Here is a 17,989-nt window from a genome sequence, read left to right as displayed (position 1 = left end):
GAAGTAGCGAAGGATTTCCAACCAGTATTCTACGCTGCCCCAAAATGATAGATTTTCAGATTACGAACAATGTGTTTTATTTTGAAACTAAGAGACGGAGGGAATTAAATGAAATTTAATATAGCAACCATCCCAGGTGATGGAATAGGTCCAGACATTATAGAACAAACAATACTTGTTTTAGATAAAATCGGTGAAAAGTTTGGTCATACCTTTAACTACACAGAAGTGCTAGCTGGGGGAGTGGCAATTGATAAAAAAGGAGAACCCCTTCCACAAGAGACTATAGATATCTGCAAAAAAAGTGATTCTGTATTGTTGGGAGCTGTTGGGGGACCTAAGTGGGATGACTTACCAGGGGATGAAAGACCTGAGAAAGCTCTTTTAGGACTTAGAGGAGAATTAGGACTTTTTGCGAATCTTAGGCCTGCGCTACTTCATAATGCGCTAAAAGATGCTTGTCCTCTAAAGCCTGAAATTATAGGAGATGGATTGGATATATTAGTGGTTCGTGAACTTACCGGTGGAATTTATTTTGGGGAAAGAGGAAGAAGAACCGGTAAGATGGGTGAAGAAGCTTACGATACTGAAAGTTATTCCATTAAGGAAGTAGAACGCATAGCAAGGGTTGGTTTTGAGGCTGCTATGAAAAGAAACAAAAAAGTAACCAGTATAGATAAAGCTAATATATTGGAATCCTCACGACTTTGGAGAAAAGTAGTAGAAGAAGTGGCAAAGGATTACGAAGAAGTGGAAGTAAACCATATGTATGTAGATAACGCAGCTATGCAGTTAGTTAGAAATCCAAGGCAATTCGACGTTATTATTACAAGTAATATGTTTGGGGATATATTATCCGATGAAGCCAGCATGATTACTGGTTCCATAGGAATGCTTCCTTCAGCTAGTTTAGGGGAAGGTACCCTTGGAATGTATGAGCCTATTCATGGTTCTGCTCCTGATATAGCGGGTCAAGACAAAGCAAATCCTTTAGCTACTATTCTTTCAGCGGCTATGATGCTTAGATATTCCTTTAACTTAGAAAAAGAAGCAATTGCTATAGAAGAAGCAGTAACAAAGGTACTAGAACAAAACTTCCGCACAGGGGACATCATGAGTGAGGGTATGAAATTAATCGGAACAAAAGAAATGGGCCGCCTTGTTATAGAGGCACTGTAAAACGAACTGATAAAGCGGGAGGTAGTAGTATGTCCGATGAATTAATCATTTATTTAGACGGAGAATATGTAAAAAAGTCAGAGGCAAAGGTATCTGTATTTGATCATGGTTTACTATATGGGGACGGTGTATTTGAAGGTATTCGCGCTTATAATGGGTGTATATTCAAATGCAAAGAGCATATTGATAGGATTTATGCAGCAGCCAAGGCTATTATGCTAGAAATCCCTATGACCAAGGAAGAAATGAAGGAAATTTTACTTGAAACTTGTAGAAAAAACAATATAAAAGATGGATATATTCGTTTGGTTGTAACAAGAGGAGCGGGAGATCTAGGACTTAGTCCCACTAAATGTCCTAAACCTACAGTATTTTGTATCTCCTCAACGATTACACTTTACCCACCGGAAATGTATGAAAAGGGAATGCCAATCATCACAGCAGCTCAAAGAAGAAACAAGGCAACCATTGTTGACCCTCAAATTAAGTCGTTAAATTATCTTAACAATATTCTTGCAAAAATAGAAGCAAACCGTGCAGGGGTTCCGGAAGCATTGATGCTCAACCATGATGGGATTGTAGCAGAATGCACAGGGGATAATATTTTTATCGTAAAGGATAATGTAGTCTATACCCCACCAATCCATATAGGAATTCTCGATGGGATTACAAGAAGAACCGTAATGGATTTAGCAAAAGATATGGGCATGGAAGTAGTAGAAAAAGAATTTACTTTATTTAACGTATATAATGCTGATGAATGTTTCCTAACAGGGACAGCGGCAGAGGCCATTGCTGTTACCGAAGTTGATGGAAGAGTTATCGGAAATGGTGTCGCAGGTCCGATAACAAAAAAACTTCTTGAAGCATTTCAATCATATGCAAATAGTAATGGAGAAGCAATTTACAAATAAGGAGTGATAGTATGAGAAGCGATCGTGCAAAAAGTGGGCTAGAAAGAGCACCTCATCGTTCCTTATTTAAGGCGATGGGTTATACAGATGAAGAAATAAGACAACCTCTAATAGGTATAGTGAATGCAAAGAATGAAATTATCCCCGGACATATTCATCTGGACACCATCACAGAAGCAGTAAAGGCCGGGGTTAGAATGGGTGGAGGGACTCCTATAGAGTTTCCTGCCATAGGAGTATGTGATGGAATAGCTATGGGGCATATAGGAATGCATTATTCCCTAGCTTCAAGGGAACTTATAGCGGATTCCATAGAAACCATGGCAATGGCCCATAGTTTTGATGCTTTGGTTATGATACCAAACTGTGATAAAATCGTTCCAGCTATGCTTATGGCAGCAGCAAGGGTTAATATTCCTACCATTGTTGTAAGTGGGGGAGCTATGCTGCCGGGAAGTATGGAAGGAAAAAGACTGAGTTTAACAGATGTATTCGAAGCGGTTGGAGCAGTTAAGGCTGGGACAATGACTGAAGAAGAACTCCGTAAATGCGAAGATTCTGCCTGTCAAAGCTGTGGCTCCTGTTCTGGTATGTTTACCGCAAATAGCATGAATTGTTTAACAGAAGCATTGGGTATGGGGCTCCCTGGAAATGGCACTATTCCTGCGGTATATGCTGATAGGATACGTTTGGCTAAAAAAGCAGGAATGACAGTCATGGAACTTTTAAAACGAGATGTAAAGCCGAAGGATATTATGACCAAGGAAGCATTTTTAAATGCCTTAACTGTCGATATGGCTCTGGGCTGCAGCACCAATAGCATGCTTCATCTTCCTGCTATTGCCCATGAAGCAGGGGTTTTACTAAACTTAGAACTTGCCAATGAAATCAGTGCAAAGACCCCTAACTTATGCAAACTAGCTCCAGCAGGACCTAGCTTCATTGTAGATTTATTTGAAGCAGGGGGAGTGCAAGCAGTAATGAAAGAGCTTTCTAAAAAAGACTTATTAAATCTATCTCTTCCAACGGTTACGGGAAAGACTGTAGGAGAAAATATTGCTCCTGCATTTAATCGTAATCATGATATCATTCGTCCAATCGAAAATCCATATAGCCAAACCGGTGGTATCGCCGTATTAAAAGGAAACTTAGCACCGGACGGATGTGTTGTGAAACGTTCGGCAGTGGCAGAAGAGATGCTTGTTCACAAGGGTCCTGCTAGGGTATTTGATTCTGAGGAAGAAGTTAATGAGGCGATTTATGGGGGGAAGATAAATAAAGGTGAGGTAGTTGTTATCAGGTATGAAGGACCTAAGGGTGGTCCAGGGATGAGAGAAATGCTTACCCCTACATCGGCACTAGCAGGTATGGGGCTTGATAAGGATGTAGCTCTTATCACCGATGGAAGATTTAGCGGAGCAACAAGAGGAGCCTCTATTGGCCATGTATCCCCAGAGGCTGCTGAAGGAGGTCCTATAGCTTTCGTAGAAGAGGGGGATATCATCTCAATAGATATGGTAAAAGGTATACTCCAGCTAGAAGTTTCTGATGAAGAATTAGAAGCAAGAAAAGAAAAATGGGTTGTACCGGAGCCTAAAATAAAAACAGGATACCTTGCGAGATATGCAAAATTAGTTACATCTGCCAGCACAGGCGGAGTACTTAAGAACTAATTACTTTGCTAGGGTAGGTGTAAAAACCTGCCCACAAAGTATAAACATAGTAAATTTATATATAAGATAATGCGGCGATAGCCGCTTTTCTTATAAAAGAAGGAGGAAACTTATGCAGCTGACGGGTTCACAGATTTTAATAGAATGTTTAAAAGAACAAGGAGTCGACACGGTTTTTGGATACCCTGGAGGGGCTGTTTTAAACATATACGACGAGTTATATAAACATCAAAATGAAATAAGACATATATTAACCGCCCATGAGCAGGGGGCATCCCATGCAGCCGATGGCTATGCAAGGGTTACAGGAAAAGTAGGAGTGTGTATAGCGACTTCTGGCCCCGGAGCAACCAATCTAGTAACAGGCATAGCAACTGCTTATATGGATTCGGTTCCTATGGTAGCCATAACTGGGAATGTACCCATTTCTCTCTTGGGAAAAGATAGTTTTCAAGAGGTGGATATTTGCGGAATAACCATGCCTATTACAAAACATAATTTTATTGTAAAAGATGTAAACGAATTAGCAGATACCATAAGAAAGGCATTTTATATAGCAAAGGAAGGACGTCCGGGTCCAGTTCTTATAGATATTCCAAAGGATATAACTGCGGCTTATACAAACTATAAATACCAAGAGCCGAAACCTATTCCCACAAATACGGAATATATTAGGGAAAAAGATATAAATAGAGCGCTTGAATTAATCAATAACTCAAAAAGACCCTTTGTATATGCAGGTGGGGGAGTAGGATACGCCAATGCTTCTAGCGAATTGGTAGACTTTGCAGAAAAAATCAACGCTCCTGTGGCTTGCAGCCTAATGGGACAAGGAGCATTCCCAGCAACCCACGGGCTTTATACAGGTATGATTGGAATGCATGGAACAAAGGCATCAAATATAGCAGCTACAGAATGTGACTTGCTTATTGCCATCGGCGCTCGTTTTAGCGATAGGGTTGTTAGTAAACTAGAGAGATTTGCACCGGATGCCAAGGTACTTCATATAGATATTGACCCTGCAGAAATAAATAAGAATATTCATACCCATCGCCATATAATAGGTGACCTAAAAGAAGTTTTAAAACTGCTAAATACACAGTTAGAAGGCAAGACAAGGGGCAAATGGAACGAAAGGATAGACGATTTAATGAAAGAATATCCTGTAGGTTATAATAAAAACGGTAGTCTAATGCCTCAACAAGTTATAGAGAAGATTTATGAAAAGACACAGGGTGGAGCCATAATCACAACAGAAGTTGGACAGCACCAAATGTGGGCAGCTCAATATTATAAATTTACTACACCCCGTACTTATATAACATCGGGAGGACTTGGAACTATGGGATATGGTACAGGGGCGGCTATAGGAGCTCAAATCGGAATGCCTGAAAAACAAGTTGTTCATATTGCAGGAGATGGAAGTTTTAGAATGAACTGCAATGAATTAGCAACTATCAACGCTTATAATATCCCGATTATTATAGTAGTTATTAATAATGGAACCTTAGGTATGGTTAGACAATGGCAGACCATGTTTTATGGAGGCAGACATTCTGCTACAACCTTAGATAGAGGTCCTGATTTTGTAAAATTAGCTGAGGCCTACGGGGCCAAGGGATACAAAATCACTACTGAGGAAGAGCTAGATATTGCATTAGGGGAAGCTCTCTCCTTAAAAGCACCGGTTATATTAGATTGCCATGTAGATATAGATGAAAAAGTGCTACCGATGGTACCGCCGGGTAAGGCTATAGAAGATGTAATCACAGAGGAACTACAATAGGAATGCTTTGCATTCCTATTTTTTTTACCATTAGGTACCTTGCGTTAAAATTTAAGAAGTGCTACAATAAATATATTTTAAAAGATAATAAAAGTTTATGGTGCCCTTTAAAATGGGTTAAAAGGGAAGACGGTGTAAATCCGTTGCAGCCCCCGCTACTGTAAATGGTGATGAAATCCAAAATGCCATTGGGAAACCGAGAAGGTTGGAGAGTAAGATGAACCATAAGCCAGGAAACCTGCCAAAACTGATATTAATTCAACTCTCGGAGGGAGGGGTGGAAAATTCCACACCGTCGGTGTGTTTTTTTATTGTAAAAATTCAAGAACAAATTTACTAAACTACTTTAAAGGAGTAAAAAGATGAAGAAATATTTAAGTATATTATTAATATTTATGATTTTAGGAACGGCTACCATTTTTACAGGATGTGCTAAAGAAAATACAGCGATAGGGGGCAGTGGGGAAGTTAATAAAGAAGGGGATAATTTATATCCAATAGTTCTTACGGATGCCCATGGAAGAGAAATAACTATCGAAAAAGAACCTCAAAAAATTATATCGGTAAATCCTGATATAACTGAAATTATATTTGCCCTAGGGGAACAGCAAAGGCTAACAGGTAAATCAGATTATTGTGATTATCCCGAGGAAGTGCAAAATATCGAATCTGTTGGTGGTATAGATAATCCCAGTATAGAAAAAATTGCAGAACTCAAACCAGACATCGTTCTTGCTTCAAGAATTTTTACTAGGGAAGCCGATGCAAAACTTCAGGAATTAAATATCCAGGTGCTTATTTTAGATAGCAATCAAAGTTTTGAGGGGATTTACGATACCATAACTACAATGGGGCAAATCTTAAATGTTTCCCCTAAAGCGGAAGCTATGGTTACAGATATGAAAGATAAAGTTCAAAATGTAATAGATAAAGTAAAGGATGAACCTAAGCCCTCTATATACTATGTAGTAGGTTTTGGAGAAGCGGGGGATTATACCGCTGGGGGGGATACTTTCATAGGAAAAATGATAGAGATGGCGGGGGGCGAAAATGCTGCAAGAGATTTGGAAGGTTGGCAGTATAGTTTAGAGAAGATAGTTGAACAAAATCCTGATATACTAATTTGTTCTAAATACTATGATGCCAAATCGGGTATAGAAAATGCCCAAGGTTATAAAGATTTATCAGCAGTTAAAGGGGACAGATTATTAGAAATCGATAATAATCTACTGGATAGACAAGGGCCTAGGGTGGCACAGGGGTTAGAAGAACTGGCAAAACTTATCCATCCGGAGTTATTTAATTAAGGGTTATTAGCGAAAAGAGGAAGTTTATGGGTTACTTAAGGAAAAAAAGATATTTTTATATATTGTTTATAATAGGTCTAGGGATTTTATTTTCTGTTATTTTTATTTCATCTACCTTTGGGAGTGCGGATATATCTCTTAGACAGTTTAGTATGGTTTTGTTTCGAAGACTGCCATTTATAAAAGACATACTACCCCATGGTGAAATTATAGAATCCCATGAAACTATTATATTAAACATTAGACTTCCTAGGATTATACTAGCAGGTCTAGTGGGAATGGGACTCTCGGTGGTTGGGGCAGCTTTTCAAGGTATATTTAAAAATCCCATGGCAGATCCATATGTTATCGGGATTTCATCTGGAGCGGGGCTTGGAGCTACAATAGCTATTGTTTTAGGGCTTAATAGCACAGTACTGGGATTTGGATTTATAAGTCTTGGGGCATTTTTTGGGGCTTTTCTTACAGTGATAATGGTATACAAGATTGCAAAAACAGGAGCAAGACTTCCAACCATAACTCTTTTACTTTCTGGAATAGCAATAAGTCAATTATGGTCATCGATTATGTCAATTCTTATGATTTTTAATAGAAATCAAATAGAAAAGATAATTTTTTGGGTAATGGGAAGTGTTTCAACAGCTAGCTGGAGACAGGTTGTATTCTTGACCCCCTTTGTTGTTTTAGGGAATATTTTGTTGTGGGTATTTTCGAGAGATTTAAATGTTTTATTAATGGGAGATGAAACCGCAAAGACCCTTGGGATAGAAATAGAAAAAGTCAAAAAGATTTTAATTATTATTTGTTCCATCCTTATTGGAGCAGTTGTATCAGTAAGTGGGCTGATAGGTTTTGTTGGACTTGTCATTCCTCATATTATGCGTATGTTGATTGGAGCCGATAATAGGGTACTTATCCCTTTTTCCGCTTTGGGGGGGAGTATATTTCTAATTATTTGTGATACCCTATCAAGGACCCTTATTGCTCCTTCAGAAATCCCTGTGGGGGCGGTGACTGCCCTTTTCGGGGCGCCCTATTTTATTTATCTTCTATACAAACATAAGAAGGTGGCACTATGAAAATCATAAAAATTAAGGCTCTTCACTGGAAATATGGGGAAAGACTAATCTTAGATAACATAGATTTAGAAATGGAAAGGGGAAAATTCTATAGTATAATAGGGCCTAATGGTTCGGGAAAGACAACACTTCTTAAGAGTATAACAAAAATACTAGAGCCCCAAAAGGATACTATATGGATTGAAGATAAAGATATTCTAGACTTTAAAGGCAAAGAGTTGGCAAGAAAGTTAGCATCGGTACCCCAAAATACAGAAATAAATTTTGATTTTTCAGCAGAGGCCATAGTAATGATGGGAAGAACCCCCCACCTTAAAAGATTTGAAATGGAAAAGGATAAAGATGCCGCCATAGCAAGGGAATCTATGATGACAACCAATACTTGGCAAATGAGACATGAAAATATTAACAATTTAAGTGGTGGGGAAAGACAAAGGGTTATCGTAGCTAGGGCTCTAACCCAAGAATCGGATGTTCTACTTTTGGATGAACCCATAGCCCATTTAGATATTCATCACCAGATTAAATTATTAGATAGTATAAAAGGCTTGAACACGCAAAAGGGTCTTACGGTTATAGCCGTACTTCATGATTTAAATCTAGCAGCTAGATTCAGTGATGAACTTATTTTGTTAAGCCAAGGAAAAATTTCGGCCCTGGGTTCAGTGGAAGAAGTATTGACGAAAGAAAATATAAAAAACGTATATGACATGGAAGTATATATGATGAAAAATCCGGTAACAGGCAAACCTCATATGATACCTATATAAAAATCAAATAGAGGATTAATAAAATTACCGGTTGATGAATAAGATAAACCATAAGGGAGTGTCTTCCAAGAAATGTGACAGGGTCATTGCCATAAGTCTTCTGGAGGATGCTCCTTTTTTCTTTGTATAAAATTCTACCGGTTATGCTTCCGGTTAAAAATACAGCAAGCCAAGGGAAAAGGGGATAATAATCCATAGATACAAAGTTTCTATCTGTAATTCCCAAGGGTATAAGAAGCCATGTAGACATATTAATGTTACTAAATATATATCCTAAAATAATGATGAAGATAGATAAAATAGAAGTATGTATAATGGGTATAACCCTAATAAAATGATATATAATCATACCAACACCCATCAAATGAAGAATTCCAAAGCGGATATATTCCGATGGCATTATTAGATATGTGACAATAGTTAACCCCATTCCAATAATAAAAACTCTTAAACCTCTTTTGAAATTATTTTTACTAAAAGTACTGCTAATCCCAGCCAAAAGCATAAATAAAATAGCAGAAACCTTTCCTTCATAGTACCAAAATCCATTCCAAGAGGGGATAGGGATGTTAAAAAAGTCATTAAGGTCATATAGAAGATGAAATATCATCATAAGAATAAGTGCAATTCCCCTAAGAAAGTCAATTTCCCAAATACGTTTATTATTCACAACATTTCTCCTTTGTAAGTTTCTATTAGAATTATACAAGGAAGAATAAAATATGTCATTAGTAAATCAATATATTTATTTATTAGCCTTGAGTTTGTTTAGTATGGGAATTATTTTAAACCCTATAAATGAGGTAATGAAACATTTTATAAAGTCCCCAGGGAGAAAGACTATTAATCCCGACTTTAGGGTCTCTATGAAGGTAATGTCTTTTTGAACCACATTTTTTAAAATCAAATACAAATAAGGAACTCCTATTAGATATACAACCCCCAACCCAATCAAACATGAAGTAAAAAGCCTCATAAAAGAATTTGACTTTGCATTTTCAATACTTTTTCCTATCACAAAAGCGCCTATGACAAATCCGATAAGATACCCAAAGGTGGGATTTAGAATATAACCTATACCGCCACCGCCGGTAAAAATTGGAATTCCGCTAAGGCCTATTATCAAATATATGAGCTGAGAAAGAGCCCCCAGCTTTGAACCAAGAAGTATAGCAGAAAAGGCGGTAAATAAAAACTGAAGTGACATAGGAGCGGGACCCACAGGAAATTTGATAAATGCTCCAATCGCTGTTAATGCTGCAAATAGTGAAACTAAAATCATATCCTTAACTTTCATATTCATTACTAAAACCTCCTACTATTTGATTGTTAACCACTGATAAATATTGGTTGACAATCAAATGATACTATGGGAATTGTCATTTGTCAACAAATCATTCTAAGAAATTATGATTTTTTTGTATATTGGTTGCATTGACAACTAAACCCTATTATGATATAGTTGTTGATGCAACCAATGAGAGGAGTTTTATAATGCAGCATTCAAGGTCCATTGGGAGATATATATCAATAATATATAGACAAGCCCAATGTTATATAAACAGAAAGCTTGAAGCTTTTGGTATTGGAAGTGGGCAATTTATATTTTTAAATATCCTCTATCAACAAGATGGAATACGCCAAGAAGAAATATCATATTTGCTAGATATTGATAAAGGAACAACGGCAAGGGCAATCAAAAAGCTTGAAGAAGAGGGATATGTTTATAGAAAAATAGATTCTAATGACAGGAGAGCCCAATTAGTTTTTTTAACTGATAGAGCTTTAAGTATAAAAGGAGATATTTTTAAAATACTAAGAAATTGGACTGATATATTAGTGGATGGTTTTTCAGAAGAGGATAAACAAAAGTCAATAAACCTCCTAGAGGCCATGACAAAAAATATACATCAATACTACAATAGGGAGGAAAAGTAATGACTACGCAAGAACAATTGAAAAATGAAGGAATAGGTCGGTTACTTCTTAAGTTTTCTATACCGGCAATAGTGGGAATGCTTGTAAATGCATTATATAATATAGTGGATAGGATATTTGTAGGAAAGGGAGTAAATGAACTGGCCCTTACGGGGATAGGAGTGGCCTTTCCTTTTATGACAATCCTTTTAGCTTTTTCTATGCTAGTAGGTATTGGTGGGGCTTCCCTTATTTCTATCAGGTTAGGGCAGGATAGAAAAGAGGATGCCGAACGCATACTAGGAAATTCTTTTATATTAATGATTATCGTCACAGTTCTTGTTACTATATTAGGCCTTATATACAGGGACCCTTTACTTAGGATATTTGGAGCCAGTGAAAACACCTATGCATATGCTAGGGATTATATTACTATCATCTTATATGGTTCCTTAGGTAATACCATAGGATTTGCCATGAATCATATGATTCGTGCCCAAGGCCATCCAAGGGCGGCTATGGCATCTATGCTAATAGGTGCATTAACCAATACTATTTTGGACCCGATATTTATTTTTGTTTTTGCCATGGGGATTAAGGGTGCAGCTTATGCGACCATAATCTCACAGGCTATTAGTGCTGTATATGTACTTGCATTTCTACAAAGTAAACACAGTCACTTAAATTTTCATATTAGAAATATGAAGTTATCAAGAAATGTGATTATAGAAATATTTTCCATTGGAATGTCTCCTTTTGCCATGCAATTGGCTGCCAGTGTAGTTACCACCATATCTAATAATGCCCTAAGGGATTATGGGGGAGATTTGGCCATCGGCGCTATGAGTATTATATCTAGCGTAGCTATGATATTCTTTATGCCTATTTTTGGTATTAATCAAGGAGTACAACCTATAATCGGATACAATTATGGGGCAAAACAATACGATAGGGTAAAACAGGCATTAAAACTGGCAGTTGTAGCGGCTACAGTTATCTCTACCTTAGGTTTTATTGTAGTGGAAGTATATCCAGAAGCTGTTATTCGGATTTTTAACGATTCACCAGAACTAATTCGAATAGGTAGTAGTGGCATTCGTATATTCTTAAGCATGATGCCTTTAATAGGTTTTCAAATTGTAAGCTCAAACTATTTCCAAGCAGTAGGAAAAGCAAAAATATCTATAGTATTAAGTTTGCTGCGACAGGTAATTTTATTAATTCCTTTGTTATTGCTTCTCCCCATGGCATTTGAGTTATCAGGTGTTTGGATGGCAGGACCTATAGCAGATGGTTTATCTACAGTAATTACGGGATTATTTATTTGGAAGGAAATGAGAAAATTAGATGAGAATCATAAATTGATATTAGTAAATTAATTATTATAAAAGATAGCAGACTTTGGGTTGTTTTCCTCGTATAATAGATTATAGTATTTATAAATATTAATCTAAGGAGGAAAATCAGTAATGCCAGAGGTTATTTTGGGGATAGTTATTGCCATATGTATTACAATTATTTCTGTCACTAATATTTACTTTAGTCACTTGCAAAAAGTAGAAAAAATCAGACTAGAATCAGAAGGAAGAATTCCAAAAGGGGAAAAAAATGATACAATGGATTTAAGAGGGGAAAATCTAAATCATAATTAAAAAAGATACTAGCGTGCTAGTATCTTTTTTAATATCTATAACAAAGAGGGGATTTAGACGGATGAGATAAGACGAAAGACCTGCTCAGCGGTTTCAGTCATATTTTTTATAGCAATTTTTTTATCCATAGCATACTCTAAGCTTATAATTGAATTGATGATAGAAAAATAAGCATCTATTCCTGCCTCATTGCATTTAGATGCGTCTTTACCTATACTTCCTGTTAGGGCAATAACCTTTACTCCATGTTTTTTAGCTAGTTTAGCCACTCCGATAGGGGCTTTACCCATTGAAGTTTGATAATCGAGTTTTCCTTCACCTGTTATTACATAGTCAGCATCAAGGATATCTTTTTCTAGCTGAACCGCATTTAATATCAGTTCAATTCCGAGTTCTAACTCAGCATTCAAAAAGCTTAAAAATGCAAATCCTAGGCCACCTGCAGCACCAGCACCGGGAAAGTTTTTATAATCAGTACCATTAAAAGATTTGGTAATCTTTGCATAGTTTTTCATACCGGCATCTAGCGAATCCTTAATATCATCGGTAACCCCTTTTTGGGGGCCGTATATATAAGTAGCCCCATTGATGCCACAAAGGGGGTTAGTCACATCACATGCCACTTTAAAACTACATTCCTTAAGTAAATCCAACTTATTATTATCCGAAATTGATTTAATTTTTTCTAGGGCTTGTCCGCCTTGCCCTACAGCTTTATTATCAATGCCAAAAAATTCATAGCCAAGAGCCTGTAGCATTCCAATGCCACCATCATTAGTAGCACTGCCCCCTATAGCCACAATGAAATGCCGACAGCCATTTTTTGCCGCATGTTTAATCATTTCACCTACCCCATAAGTAGTAGCAATCATGGGGTTTCTTTCATCTGGCTTTATTAGGGTTATTCCAGAGGCAGAAGCCATTTCAATAATAGCTGTGTTACTTTTTTCCTGATATCCATAATAAGCGGTTACTCTTTGATTTAAGGGTCCGGTTACATCTACATAAATTTTCTTGCATCCTAAGCCCTCTATAAGAGTATCGACAGTTCCTTCTCCTCCATCAGCTAAAGGTTTTACAATAATATTAGCATTAGACACTCTTAATATTCCCTCTTTGATTGCATTTCCCGCCTCCATGGAAGTAAGGCTTCCTTTTAGTGAATCAATTGCTATTACAACTTTCATCCTTATACCTCCCAGTGCCACCTAATAACTAAACCATCCCATGTCCTTATGTCTTAATTATTTAAGATATTTTATAGCAGCCCGCTCAATAGCAAGTCCTTTAACATAACGGTCCATAAATTTTTCAAAGCCTTCCACATCCTTAGAATCAGGGGTCATGGTATGGACTCCTTTTCCTGCGAATACTTTAGTGCTAAGATAAACTTCTAAGGTTTCGCCACCATTTTTATTAATCATATAGGACGCCAGTAGAGCTATCCCCCATGCACCGCCTTCACCAGCGGTTTCCATAACGGTTACAGGTACATTAATGGCACCGGCCATGATTTTTTGTCCTACTCTTTTTGTTTTGAATAAACCCCCATGGCCTAAGATTTTATCTAATTTAATCCCTTCTTCTTTAAGAAGAATATCAAGACCAATCTTAAGAGCTCCCAAAGCCGTAAATAAATTAACTCTCATAAAGTTAGCCAGATTGAATTTGCTATCAGAGGAACGGACAAATAATGGACGGCCTTCTTCAAAGCCTGTCATATGTTCTCCGGAGAGATAACCATAAGCTAATAAGCCGCCACAATCTGGGTCGCCTTTTAGTGCCATATTGTATAGAGAACCAAATATCTTATCCATATTTGGTTCTATGCCCATTGACTTTGCAAATTCCGCAAATAATCCTACCCATGCATTAAGATCTGAGGAACAATTGTTGGAATGAGCCATAGCCACCAAGTTACCCACAGGGGTTGTAACTAGGTCTATTTCAGGATGCACCTTGGACAACTCCTTTTCTAGGACAATCATCGCAAATACTGATGTTCCCGCGGAAACATTCCCAGTACGTTTTGCAATGCTATTGGTTGCAACCATACCTGTTCCTGCATCTCCCTCAGGAGGACAAAGGGGAATGCCTGCCTGAAGGTTTCCAGAAATGTCTAAAAGCCTTGCTCCTTCTTCTGTAAGGATACCGGCATTTTCACCGGCTAGCAATACCTTAGGAAGGATATCTTCAAGCTTCCATGGAAGATTATAAGAATCAATCAATTTGTTAAACTGATTAGTCATGTTTTTATCATAACGCTTAGAATTTAAATCGATTGGAAAAACCCCTGAAGCCTCTCCAATTCCAAGCACTTTTTGACCTGTCAATTTCCAGTGAACATATCCTGCTAGGGTTGTTAGGAAGTTTATATCAGTTATATGTTCTTCTGCATTTAAGATAGCTTGATAAAGGTGGGCGATACTCCATCGTTGGGGGATATTATAGTTAAATAGCTTTGTTAAGGATTTGGATGCTTCTTCAGTAATGTTGTTACGCCATGTGCGAAATGGCACCAAGAGGTTCTCATCCTTATCAAAGGCCAGATAGCCATGCATCATTGCACTAAAACCAATAGCCCCTATTTTTTGGAGAGTAATACCATACTGTTGTTTAACATCATAAGCCATCTTTCGGAAGCTATCTTGCACCCCCTTCCAAATTTCTTCTACGCTGTAAGTCCACATGTTGTTAATATAGCTATTTTCCCAGTCGTGGCTGCCAGAAGCAATTGGTGAATTATCCTCACCAACAAGGACAGCTTTGATTCTAGTTGAACCCAGTTCAATTCCCAATGCAGTTTTTCCGTTAATAATAGAGTTTTTAACATCATGCATTTTCAGATTCATACACTAATCCTCCATAATGTTTTTTATAATCTTATCTTCTCCAAGCCATATCATTCCATCTTAGTTCATTTCTAAATCTAAGAAGATCTGTACTATTGTCAATGAGTACACATTCAATTTGTGCCATTTCCGCCCAATCCATCATTTGTTCTGCCGTAATATCATAGGAGAAGGAAGTATGGTGAGCGCCCCCGGCAAGTATCCAAGCTTCTGCAGCTTCACTAAGGGATGGTTGGGGCTTCCAAAGCACTCCTGCTACAGGAAGATTAGGCATTGGCTGTGTAGGTTGGATGGCATTTACAGCATTGATAATAAGACGATAACGGCCACCCATTTCCACTAAAGAAGCGGCGATGGCAGGGCCACATTTACCGTCAAATACTAAACGGGCAGGGTCAGCTTTTCCACCGATACCTAAGGGGTGAACTTCAATCCTTGGCTTTGTTGCCGATATACTAGGACATACTTCTAACATATGGGCTCCTAATATCATTTCATTATCTGGTTCGAGATGATAGGTATAGTCTTCCATGAAGGAAGTTCCACCCTTAAGCCCCGATGCCATCATTTTCATAATATGGACCATAGCGGCTGTCTTCCAGTCACCTTCACCACCGAAACCATAACCTTGTGCCATTAGGTGTTGTACTGCAAGTCCCGGAAGTTGTTTCATACCATATAGATTTTCGAAATTAGTAGTAAAGGCACCGTAATTTCCTTTAACTAAAAAGTTTTTTATACCTATTTCGATACGAGCTTGTTCTTTTATGGAGTCTATATTAGCTTTAGTATCTATATCGTAGAGTTTTTTGTATTCGTCCATTAGTTCATTGATTTGTACATTAGTTACGGCATCAATATATTCTACGAGGTCGCCTATGCCATAAGCATCAACTGCCCAGCCAAATTTTATTTGAGCTTCTACCTTATCTCCTTCGGTAACAGCAACATTACGCATATTATCACCAAAACGGGCTACCTTAAGTTTGTGGCCTTCGGTAAAGGCAACAGCAGAGCGCATCCATGCTCCTATACGATTTTTAGTCTTAGGGTCTTCCCAATAACCTACGATAATTTTACGGGCAATTTTTAATCTGGCACCGATAAAGCCATATTCTCTATCCCCATGGGCAGATTGATTAAGATTCATAAAATCCATATCAATACTATTCCATGGAATATCCCTGTTAAATTGAGTATGAAGATGGAACAGGGGTTTTTTAAGTTCAGAAAGGCCGGCAATCCACATTTTAGCTGGAGAAAATGTATGCATCCATGTAATAATACCGACGCATTTTCCATCTAGGTTGGCTTCTTGGCAAAGTTTACGGATAGCATTGGAGGTAGTTAGGATAGGCTTAAATACAACCTTACAGGGGATGGATGAATCCTTATCCAGACCTTCTACTATTTTGTGGGAATGCTCTTCTACTTGCCTGAGGGTTTCGAGTCCGTATAAATGTTGACTTCCTGTTACAAACCAGATTTCCAAAGATTTTAAGTTTAACATAGTCCTTCTCCTTTGATTTGGGTTTATTTTTATTATCCTATAGTATTATGCTAAAGCACTATACTTGTACATACAAGTAGATACTTAGATTTTACACTGTTTTTGTCTATTTTTCAATATAGTTTTAGGTAATTCATGAAGAATGTATAAGATATTCACAAGGATATAAATATGTGATACAATCATCTTGTGCATACAATGTGAAGAGGTGGATTATGAATCTAAATGGTGAACCTAAATATATAAAAGTCAAAGAATTTATTAAAAAATATATAGCAGATGGAGAACTTAAAAACGGTGATAAACTATTTTCAGAACATGAACTGGCTAATAAATTTCAAATAAGCCGGCATACTGTCAGGAAAGCCATAGGAGAACTTATTAATGAAGGATGGCTTTATCAGATACAAGGCAAAGGCACCTTTGTTGCCAGTACCGATGGAATGAAAAAGAAGAAGACAAAATTAATAGGAGTCGTGACCACATATCTAAAAGACTATATTTTCCCTAGTATCATTTATGGAATTGATGAAATACTTAGTAAAGAAGGTTATACTATTTTACTTGGGCATACTAACAATGAGTTTCAAAAGGAAAGAGACTGCCTCCTTAATATGTTGAGCAATGACTTAGAGGGACTTATTATAGAACCTACAAAAAGCATTTTGCCAAATCCTAATTTAGATATTTATAAAAAGTTTAAAGCCAAAAATATTCCTATTGTATTTATACATGCTTATTATAATCAGATTAATTCATCTTATGTAATAGAGGACGATATCCTAGGCGGATATCTAGCAACAAAACATTTGATGGATAAGGGACATAGAAATATTGTAGGTATCTTTAAAAGCGATGATATGCAGGGACATGCCCGTTTCCAAGGATTTGTTAGGGCACATAGAGAAAGAGATATAGATATAAATGAAGATGCTGTGATATGGTATTCATCCCAAGATAGGGATATATTATTCTCAGATTATAGGTACTTTAATCAATCTATAAATAAAGAAAAAAAATATACGGGGATTATTTGCTATAATGATTTGATTGCTATGGAAATAATTAAGCTATTTAAAAGCCAGGGACTAGATGTTCCTAAGGATTACTCCATAGTAGGTTTTGATAATTCTGAACTGGCACAGCAAGGCGAAATAAAATTGACAACTGTAGCGCATCCAAAAGAAGTATTAGGGAGAAAGGCAGCGTCCAACCTCATATCCCAGTTAAAAGGTAATCAGAATATCATGCAAGATAGGATTGAACCTAAGTTAATGATAAGGAATTCGGTTAAACAAATATAATTGACAATACTTGTGCGTACAAGTATAATGGGGCTGTAATACACAA

16 protein-coding genes and 1 riboswitch are annotated in these 17,989 nt (G+C 37.2%); of the genes, 11 read left to right on the top strand and 5 right to left on the bottom strand.

Going from position 1 to position 17,989, the window contains the following annotated elements:
• Positions 1-108: 108 nt before the first annotated feature.
• The 7 genes from leuB (at position 109) to GX308_10145 (ending at position 8,708) form a co-directional block, all read left to right on the top strand.
• Positions 109-1,179 carry a 3-isopropylmalate dehydrogenase gene (leuB, locus tag GX308_10175; GenBank protein NLK22415.1) on the top strand — a complete coding sequence of 357 codons (1,071 nt, stop codon included), beginning with the start codon at positions 109-111 and terminating at the stop codon, positions 1,177-1,179.
• Between the two features lie 29 nt (positions 1,180-1,208).
• Entirely contained in the window at positions 1,209-2,093 is an 885-nt protein-coding gene (gene ilvE, locus GX308_10170; protein ID NLK22414.1) for a branched-chain-amino-acid transaminase, read from the top strand.
• 11 nt (positions 2,094-2,104) lie between these two features.
• Entirely contained in the window at positions 2,105-3,766 is a 1,662-nt protein-coding gene (ilvD, locus tag GX308_10165; GenBank protein NLK22413.1) for a dihydroxy-acid dehydratase, read from the top strand.
• 112 nt (positions 3,767-3,878) lie between these two features.
• On the top strand, positions 3,879-5,552 hold the full coding sequence (gene ilvB / locus GX308_10160; protein NLK22412.1) for a biosynthetic-type acetolactate synthase large subunit: 1,674 nt from the start codon (positions 3,879-3,881) through the stop codon (positions 5,550-5,552).
• 81 nt (positions 5,553-5,633) lie between these two features.
• A riboswitch (cobalamin riboswitch) is annotated at positions 5,634-5,813 on the top strand.
• A 101-nt stretch (positions 5,814-5,914) separates the two neighbouring features.
• A complete protein-coding gene (locus GX308_10155; protein ID NLK22411.1) occupies positions 5,915-6,859 on the top strand; it encodes an ABC transporter substrate-binding protein in 945 nt (314 codons plus the stop codon).
• A gap of 26 nt (positions 6,860-6,885) precedes the next feature.
• Positions 6,886-7,938, top strand: a complete 1,053-nt coding sequence (locus GX308_10150; GenBank protein ID NLK22410.1) for an iron chelate uptake ABC transporter family permease subunit — start codon at positions 6,886-6,888, stop codon at positions 7,936-7,938.
• Positions 7,935-8,708 (top strand): heme ABC transporter ATP-binding protein, encoded by a 774-nt coding sequence (locus GX308_10145; protein ID NLK22409.1) that lies wholly within the window; start codon positions 7,935-7,937, stop codon positions 8,706-8,708. The genes GX308_10150 and GX308_10145 overlap by 4 nt, the downstream gene beginning before the upstream one ends.
• Here the strand turns inward: GX308_10145 and GX308_10140 are convergent.
• Entirely contained in the window at positions 8,701-9,378 is a 678-nt protein-coding gene (locus GX308_10140) for a DUF1624 domain-containing protein (GenBank protein NLK22408.1), read from the bottom strand. The genes GX308_10145 and GX308_10140 overlap by 8 nt on opposite strands.
• Positions 9,379-9,453: 75 nt before the next feature.
• Positions 9,454-10,011, bottom strand: coding sequence for a biotin transporter BioY (locus GX308_10135; GenBank protein ID NLK22407.1), 558 nt, complete (start codon positions 10,009-10,011; stop codon positions 9,454-9,456).
• A gap of 191 nt (positions 10,012-10,202) precedes the next feature.
• Between GX308_10135 and GX308_10130 the strand changes: the two genes are divergently transcribed.
• From GX308_10130 to GX308_10120, 3 genes are all read left to right on the top strand, one after another.
• Positions 10,203-10,646 carry a MarR family transcriptional regulator gene (locus GX308_10130; GenBank protein NLK22406.1) on the top strand — a complete coding sequence of 148 codons (444 nt, stop codon included), beginning with the start codon at positions 10,203-10,205 and terminating at the stop codon, positions 10,644-10,646.
• Positions 10,646-12,004 (top strand): MATE family efflux transporter, encoded by a 1,359-nt coding sequence (locus GX308_10125; protein NLK22405.1) that lies wholly within the window; start codon positions 10,646-10,648, stop codon positions 12,002-12,004. The genes GX308_10130 and GX308_10125 overlap by 1 nt, the downstream gene beginning before the upstream one ends.
• Positions 12,005-12,094: 90 nt before the next feature.
• Positions 12,095-12,277 (top strand): hypothetical protein, encoded by a 183-nt coding sequence (locus tag GX308_10120; GenBank protein NLK22404.1) that lies wholly within the window; start codon positions 12,095-12,097, stop codon positions 12,275-12,277.
• 53 nt (positions 12,278-12,330) lie between these two features.
• Here GX308_10120 and GX308_10115 read toward each other — a convergent pair whose 3' ends face one another.
• The 3 genes from GX308_10115 to araA are packed head-to-tail and all read right to left on the bottom strand — an operon-like array spanning position 12,331 to position 16,639.
• Positions 12,331-13,464: a glycerate kinase gene (locus tag GX308_10115; GenBank protein NLK22403.1), complete on the bottom strand. Its 1,134-nt coding sequence runs from the start codon at positions 13,462-13,464 to the stop codon at positions 12,331-12,333.
• Between the two features lie 57 nt (positions 13,465-13,521).
• The gene (locus tag GX308_10110) at positions 13,522-15,129 is read right to left on the bottom strand and encodes an FGGY-family carbohydrate kinase (GenBank protein NLK22402.1); all 1,608 of its coding nucleotides are present in this window, start codon (positions 15,127-15,129) and stop codon (positions 13,522-13,524) included.
• A 31-nt stretch (positions 15,130-15,160) separates the two neighbouring features.
• Positions 15,161-16,639, bottom strand: a complete 1,479-nt coding sequence (gene araA / locus GX308_10105) for an L-arabinose isomerase (protein ID NLK22401.1) — start codon at positions 16,637-16,639, stop codon at positions 15,161-15,163.
• Positions 16,640-16,854: 215 nt separating this feature from the next.
• Between araA and GX308_10100 the strand changes: the two genes are divergently transcribed.
• Complete coding sequence (locus tag GX308_10100) at positions 16,855-17,943, top strand: GntR family transcriptional regulator (GenBank protein ID NLK22400.1); 1,089 nt, start codon at positions 16,855-16,857, stop codon at positions 17,941-17,943.
• Positions 17,944-17,989 lie beyond the last annotated feature (46 nt).

This window comes from Candidatus Epulonipiscium sp. (assembly GCA_012519205.1).
In the GTDB taxonomy this organism is placed as follows: Bacteria; Bacillota; Clostridia; order Lachnospirales; family Defluviitaleaceae; genus JAAYQR01.
This window is presented reverse-complemented; position numbering and strand designations above follow the sequence as displayed.

What these genes read in the sequence shown, in the direction of transcription:
- GX308_10130 (NLK22406.1), top strand. Translation starts at nt 10,203, where the DNA reads ATGCAGCATTCAAGGTCCATTGGGAGATATATATCAATAATATATAGA.
- GX308_10145 (NLK22409.1), top strand. Translation starts at nt 7,935, where the DNA reads ATGAAAATCATAAAAATTAAGGCTCTTCACTGGAAATATGGGGAAAGA.
- ilvB (NLK22412.1), top strand. Translation starts at nt 3,879, where the DNA reads ATGCAGCTGACGGGTTCACAGATTTTAATAGAATGTTTAAAAGAACAA.
- ilvE (NLK22414.1), top strand. Translation starts at nt 1,209, where the DNA reads ATGTCCGATGAATTAATCATTTATTTAGACGGAGAATATGTAAAAAAG.
- GX308_10100 (NLK22400.1), top strand. Translation starts at nt 16,855, where the DNA reads ATGAATCTAAATGGTGAACCTAAATATATAAAAGTCAAAGAATTTATT.
- GX308_10115 (NLK22403.1), bottom strand. Translation starts at nt 13,464, where the DNA reads ATGAAAGTTGTAATAGCAATTGATTCACTAAAAGGAAGCCTTACTTCC.
- ilvD (NLK22413.1), top strand. Translation starts at nt 2,105, where the DNA reads ATGAGAAGCGATCGTGCAAAAAGTGGGCTAGAAAGAGCACCTCATCGT.
- GX308_10125 (NLK22405.1), top strand. Translation starts at nt 10,646, where the DNA reads ATGACTACGCAAGAACAATTGAAAAATGAAGGAATAGGTCGGTTACTT.
- GX308_10120 (NLK22404.1), top strand. Translation starts at nt 12,095, where the DNA reads ATGCCAGAGGTTATTTTGGGGATAGTTATTGCCATATGTATTACAATT.
- GX308_10110 (NLK22402.1), bottom strand. Translation starts at nt 15,129, where the DNA reads ATGAATCTGAAAATGCATGATGTTAAAAACTCTATTATTAACGGAAAA.
- GX308_10135 (NLK22407.1), bottom strand. Translation starts at nt 10,011, where the DNA reads ATGAATATGAAAGTTAAGGATATGATTTTAGTTTCACTATTTGCAGCA.
- leuB (NLK22415.1), top strand. Translation starts at nt 109, where the DNA reads ATGAAATTTAATATAGCAACCATCCCAGGTGATGGAATAGGTCCAGAC.
- GX308_10155 (NLK22411.1), top strand. Translation starts at nt 5,915, where the DNA reads ATGAAGAAATATTTAAGTATATTATTAATATTTATGATTTTAGGAACG.
- araA (NLK22401.1), bottom strand. Translation starts at nt 16,639, where the DNA reads ATGTTAAACTTAAAATCTTTGGAAATCTGGTTTGTAACAGGAAGTCAA.
- GX308_10150 (NLK22410.1), top strand. Translation starts at nt 6,886, where the DNA reads ATGGGTTACTTAAGGAAAAAAAGATATTTTTATATATTGTTTATAATA.